The 5,208-nt window shown below is 73.0% G+C and carries 5 protein-coding genes; 4 read left to right on the plus strand and 1 reads right to left on the minus strand.

The annotated features are described in order from the left end of the window. The 3 genes from ACFOWE_RS03960 to ACFOWE_RS03970 all read left to right on the plus strand — a co-directional run. Window positions 1-327, plus strand: a 327-nt coding sequence (locus tag ACFOWE_RS03960) for an ATP synthase beta subunit C-terminal domain-containing protein (RefSeq protein ID WP_449301200.1), incomplete at its 5' end; no start/stop codon positions are given. Between the two features lie 90 nt (window positions 328-417). Continuing rightward, window positions 418-825, plus strand: coding sequence for a F0F1 ATP synthase subunit epsilon (locus ACFOWE_RS03965; protein ID WP_377285420.1), 408 nt, complete (start codon window positions 418-420; stop codon window positions 823-825). A 40-nt stretch (window positions 826-865) separates the two neighbouring features. Beyond that, on the plus strand, window positions 866-1,279 hold the full coding sequence (locus tag ACFOWE_RS03970) for a DUF2550 domain-containing protein (protein ID WP_377285421.1): 414 nt from the start codon (window positions 866-868) through the stop codon (window positions 1,277-1,279). An 89-nt stretch (window positions 1,280-1,368) separates the two neighbouring features. Here ACFOWE_RS03970 and ACFOWE_RS03975 read toward each other — a convergent pair whose 3' ends face one another. After that, window positions 1,369-1,971, minus strand: a complete 603-nt coding sequence (locus ACFOWE_RS03975; protein WP_377285422.1) for a cob(I)yrinic acid a,c-diamide adenosyltransferase — start codon at window positions 1,969-1,971, stop codon at window positions 1,369-1,371. Window positions 1,972-2,036: 65 nt separating this feature from the next. On the opposite strand from ACFOWE_RS03975, the gene ACFOWE_RS03980 reads away from it, so the two are divergent. Beyond that, complete coding sequence (locus ACFOWE_RS03980; RefSeq protein WP_377285424.1) at window positions 2,037-5,186, plus strand: S41 family peptidase; 3,150 nt, start codon at window positions 2,037-2,039, stop codon at window positions 5,184-5,186. Window positions 5,187-5,208 lie beyond the last annotated feature (22 nt).

Consider the following 5,208-nt stretch of genomic DNA (forward strand, 5'->3'; position numbering starts at 1 on the left):
TACCGGGTGGCCCAGGAGACCAAGCGGATCCTGCAGAAGTACAAGGAACTGCAGGACATCATCGCGATCCTCGGTATCGACGAGCTCTCCGAGGAGGACAAGGTCACCGTCCAGCGGGCCCGCCGCATCGAGCGCTTCCTCTCCCACCCGATGTACGCCGCCGAGGCGTTCACCGGCCAGCCGGGTGAGTTCGTGCCGCTGGACGAGACCATCGCGTCCTTCAAGGGCCTGTGCGCCGGCGAGTACGACCACCTGCCCGAGCAGGCGTTCTTCATGGTCGGCGGCATCGACCAGGCCATCGCCAAGGCGAAGGAACTCGCCCGCTAGTCGCCTTAGGCGCCGGTACGGCCCGCCGTGCCCGACCCTTGAGCACGGTGCGCCGTGCCGGCGCCTGGTTCGAAAGGAACTGTGGAGAAAGTGGCGAAGCTGCGAGTAGGCGTCGTCTCGCCGGAGCGGGAGATCTGGTCCGGCGAGGCCGAGATGGTGATCGCCAAGACCGTCGACGGTGAGATCGGCATCATGCCCAAGCACGCGCCGGTGCTCGGCGTCCTCGTCGACGGCGGCGTGCTGAAGGTCAAGCGCGGCGGGGGCGAGCCCGACCTCGTCGCCGCGGTGCACGGGGGCTTCCTGTCGACCACGGGCGACGAGGTGTCGATCCTGGCCGAGGTGGCCGAGCTCGGCTCCGAGGTCGACGTGGCCCGGGCCAAGAACGCCCTCGACCGGGCCCAGGCCTCGGTCGAGGCCAGCATGGAGGAGTCGGACGCCGCCGCCGCGCTGAGGCGTGCCAAGGCCCGGTTGCGCGCGGCCGGCGAGGAAGTCGGATAAATTCTGCTTCTGAGCGGTGCTGGTTCTGGGGGCGGCGGACATGATGGCGCGATACGTACTCATCGTGGTGGCGCTGCTCGTCGCCCTCCTGCTGCTCCGGATCCTGATCCTGACCCGGTCCAGGGGCTCGGTGCTGTGCTGCCTGCGCCCTCTGGCCGGTGGGCGGCGCTGGCGCCTGGGCGTCGTCCGCTACGCCCAGGGCTGTCTGAAGTGGATTCCGCTCATAGGTCTGCTGCCGAGGCCGCGCCGCGTGATCGCGAGGCGCGGCCTCGTGGTTTCCGGCCGCAGGAAGATCGGCCCGGGTGAGTTCTTCGGGTTCCTGGAGGGCGTGACGGCGCTGGAGTGCTCCAGCGGCGCGTTCCGGTTCGAGCTGGCCATGGGCTACCGCGCGCTGACCGGTTTCGTCGCCTGGCTGGAGTCCGCTCCGCCGGGCGCCCATCTCGACGTCGCCTGAGGGTCCGTGGGGGCACCGGAGGCCGGAGCGGACCGGATCCGGTCCGTGCGCCTGCTCCCGGGACGGGCCCAGGCGCACCGGACCGGGGGTCAGCGGGTGGCGCCGGGCTTCCAGAGGATCTCGTCACCGCCCGCCGCGACGCGGCAGAGGATGAACAGCAGGTCGCTGAGGCGGTTGAGGTACTTCGCGGTCAGCGGGTTGACGTCGTCGTGGGCCTCCATCGCCGACCAGGCGGTGCGCTCGGCCCGGCGCACGGCGGTGCGGGCGACGTGGAGCTGGGCGACGGCGGGAGCGCCGCCGGGGAGGATGAAGCTGCGCAGGGGGGTCAGGCGCTCGTTGAACTCGTCGCAGCGGGCCTCCAGCCACTCGACGTAGGAGGGCTCGACCCGCAGCGGCGGGAATTCGGGGTTCTCCACGACCGGGGCGCACAGGTCGGCGCCGACGTCGAACAGCTCGTTCTGGATCCGGGACAGGACCGCCGCGATGTCGTCGTCCAGGGCGCCGAAGGCCCTGCCGAACGCCAGGACCAGGCCGATCGCCGCGTTGGCCTCCTCGACGTCCGCGTAGGCGGCCAGGCGGGGGTCGGTCTTGCGGGTGCGGCTCATGTCGCCGAGCGCGGTGGTGCCGTCGTCACCGGTGCGGGTGTAGATCTTGGAGAGCACCACGGGGTTGTCTCTGTCGCCTCGTGTCATGGTGGCCAGCGTATCGGGCCGAAAACTCGCATGATTTACCTCATAGTGGACAATATGATTTAGCGATGTCCTCTGGTTCATACCTACGATTTCCCCATATTTCCGGTGAGCTGCTGACGTTCGTCGCGGACGACGACGTCTGGGCGGCCCCCGCGGAGGGGGGACGGGCCTGGCGCCTGACGTCCGACCGGGCGCCGGTGGGATACCCCCGTCTGTCCCCCGACGCCACCCGGGTGGCCTGGACGAGCATCCGGGACGGGGATCCCGAGGTCTTCCTGGCCGATCTGGAGACCGGCGCCGCCGAACGGCTGACGTACTGGGGCGACTACCGGACCCGCACCCGCGGCTGGACCCCGGACGGCAGGATCCTCGCCGTCAGCTCGACCGGCCAGCCGTTCGGCTCGCAGACCTGGGCGTACGTGCTGGACGACGGGCAGGCCGAGCGCCTGCCGTACGGGCCGGTGGCCGATCTGGCGGTCACCGGGGAGCCCGGGAGCGGTGCCACGGCGCTGCTCACCGCGGCCCTCGCCCGCGACCCCGGAACCTGGAAGCGCTACCGGGGCGGTACTGCGGGCCGCCTGTGGACCAGGCGGGGGGAGGGCGACTTCACCCGGGTGCTGGCCGACCTGGACGGCCACTTCGGCAGCCCGATGCTCGTCGGCGGGCGGCTGGTCTTCCTCTCCGACCACGAGGGCGTCGGGAACGTCTACTCGGTCGAGCTGGACGGCACCGGCCTGCGCCGCCACACCGACCACGACGTCTTCTACGCCCGGCACGCCACCACCGACGGCCACCGGATCGTCTACCAGAACGCCGGCGACCTCTACATCCTCGACGGCCTGGACGCCGAGACCCGCAGGCTCGACGTCCGGCCCGGCTCCCCGCTGCGGGGCCGGCAGCCGCAGACGGTGAACGCGCGGCGCATCCAGGACCTGGCCGTGGACGCCACCGGGCGGGCCAGCGCGGTGGAGATCCGCGGCACCGTGCACTGGGTCACCCACCGGGACGGCCCGGCCCGCCAGCTCAGCTCCGCGCTCGCCGCGGGCAGGCCCCGCATCCTCGGCGCGGACCAGGTGGTCTGGGTCTTCGACGACGGCGAGACGCAGGGGCTGGAGATCGGCCCGGCGGGCGGCGGGGAGAGCCGCCGGATCGCCGCCGGGAAGCTGGGCGAGGTCGGAGACCTGGCCGTCGCCCCGGACGGGCACACGGTCGCGGTGGCGGCACGGGACGGCCGGCTGCTCCTGGTGGACGTGGCCTCCGGTGAGGTGGTGGAGCTGACCCGCGCCAACGGCGAGATCGACGGCATGGCCTGGTCGCCCGACTCGGCCTGGCTGGCCTGGTCGCACCCGGAGGCCACCCCGCTGCGCCGGATCCGGCTGGCCCGGGTGGTGGACCGGACCGTGCACGACGTGACCGACGGCCGGTTCGTGGACGTCTCGCCCGCCTTCACCGGCGACCACCTGGCGTTCCTGTCGCGCCGCGGGTTCGACCCGGTCTACGACGCGCACTCCTTCGACATGTCGTTCCCGTACGGCTACCGCCCCTACCTGGTGCCGCTGGCCGCCTCCACCCCGTCGCCGTTCGCGCCCAGCGTGGACGGCCGTCCGGTGGGCGAGCCGGACGACGAGGAGAAGAAGGAGGACGCCGCCGTCACCGTGGACGTCGAGGGCATCGCCTCCCGGGTGGTCCAGGTGCCGGTGCCCGAGGGGCGCTACTCGGCGCTGCGCGCGGTCAAGGGCGGCTTCGTCTGGATGCGCGAACCGCTCGCCGGCGAGCTCGGCGAGGACCGGGGCGACCTCGACGGAGACCCGCCCCGGCCCGCGCTGGACCGCTACGACCTGGCCAAGCGGACCTGCGAGGAGATCGTCGACAAGCTCGACTGGTACCGGGTGAGCGGCGACGGCACCCGCCTCGTGGTCAGCGACAAGGGCACGCTCACGGTCCGCCCGTCCGACGGCAAGGGCGACGACGTGACCGTCGACCTGTCCCGGATCCGGCTCACCGCCGACCCGGTGGTCTACCGGCGGCACGCCTACGCCCAGCTGGGCCGGCGGATGAGGGCCGACTTCTGGGTGGAGGACATGGCCGGCGTCGACTGGGACGGGGTGCTCGCGGAGTACCGGCCGCTGGTGGAGCGCGTCTCCACCAACGACGACTTCGCCGACCTGCTCTGGGAGGTGGTCGGGGAGCTCGGCAGCTCGCACGCGTACGTCTTCTCCGCCCCCTGGGGCTCCCCGGCGGCCGGGCCGGTCGGCATGCTCGGCGCGGACGTCTCCCGCAACGAAGAAGGGCGCTGGCAGGTGGACCGGGTGCTGCCCGGCGAGTCGTCGGACGTGCACGCCCGCTCGCCGCTGGCTGCGCCCGGTGTGGGCGTGCAGCCGGGGGACACGCTGCTGGCGGTGGACGGCCGGCCCGTGCCGCCGGAGGGGCCCGCCCGGCTCCTGGTCGGCGCGGCGAACAAGCCGGTCGAGCTGACGCTGGGCGGCGGCCGCCGGGTGGTGGTCACCCCGCTCCTGGACGACCGGCGGCTGCGCTACCAGGACTGGGTGGCGGCGCGGCGGGCGCACGTGCGCGAGCTGAGCGGCGGGCGCCTGGGCTACCTGCACATCCCGGACATGGTCGCCGAGGGCTGGGCGCAGTTCCACCGCGACCTGCGCCGGGAGATGGCCTTCGAGGGGCTCGTGGTGGACGTGCGGGGCAACCGGGGCGGCCACACCTCCGAGCTGGTCATCGAGAAGCTGCTCCGCCGGGTGATCGCCTGGGACATGCCCCGCGGGCTGGCGCCGATCACCTACCCGGAGGAGGCGCCGCGCGGTCCGCTGGTCGCGGTCACCGACCACAACGCCGGCTCCGACGGCGACATCGTCACCGCGGCCTTCAAGATCCACAAGCTGGGGCCGGTGGTCGGCACCCGGACCTGGGGAGGCGTCATCGGCATCGAGGACGACCACCACCTGGTCGACGGCAGCTCCATCACGGTGCCCCGGTACTCGTTCTGGTTCGAGGGGCTCGGCTGGGGCGTGGAGAACTACGGCGTCGACCCGGACGTCGAGGTGGACATCACCCCGGACGACTGGGCCGCCGGGCGGGACCCGCAGATCGAGGAGGCGGTCCGGCTGGCCCTGGCCGCCCTGGCCGAGCGCCCGGCGGCGAGCCCGCCGGACGTCTCGGCCCGTCCCTCCCGCCGCCGGCCGGCGCTCCCGCCCCGCCCGTAGCGTCCGGAAGCCGCGGCCCGGG

The organism is Planomonospora corallina, from assembly GCF_042650625.1.
In the GTDB taxonomy this organism is placed as follows: Bacteria; Actinomycetota; Actinomycetes; order Streptosporangiales; family Streptosporangiaceae; genus Planomonospora_B; species Planomonospora_B corallina.

Coding starts and splice junctions, on each gene's coding strand:
- ACFOWE_RS03980 (WP_377285424.1), top strand. CDS start 2,037: ATGTCCTCTGGTTCATACCTACGATTTCCCCATATTTCCGGTGAGCTG.
- ACFOWE_RS03970 (WP_377285421.1), top strand. CDS start 866: ATGATGGCGCGATACGTACTCATCGTGGTGGCGCTGCTCGTCGCCCTC.
- ACFOWE_RS03975 (WP_377285422.1), bottom strand. CDS start 1,971: ATGACACGAGGCGACAGAGACAACCCCGTGGTGCTCTCCAAGATCTAC.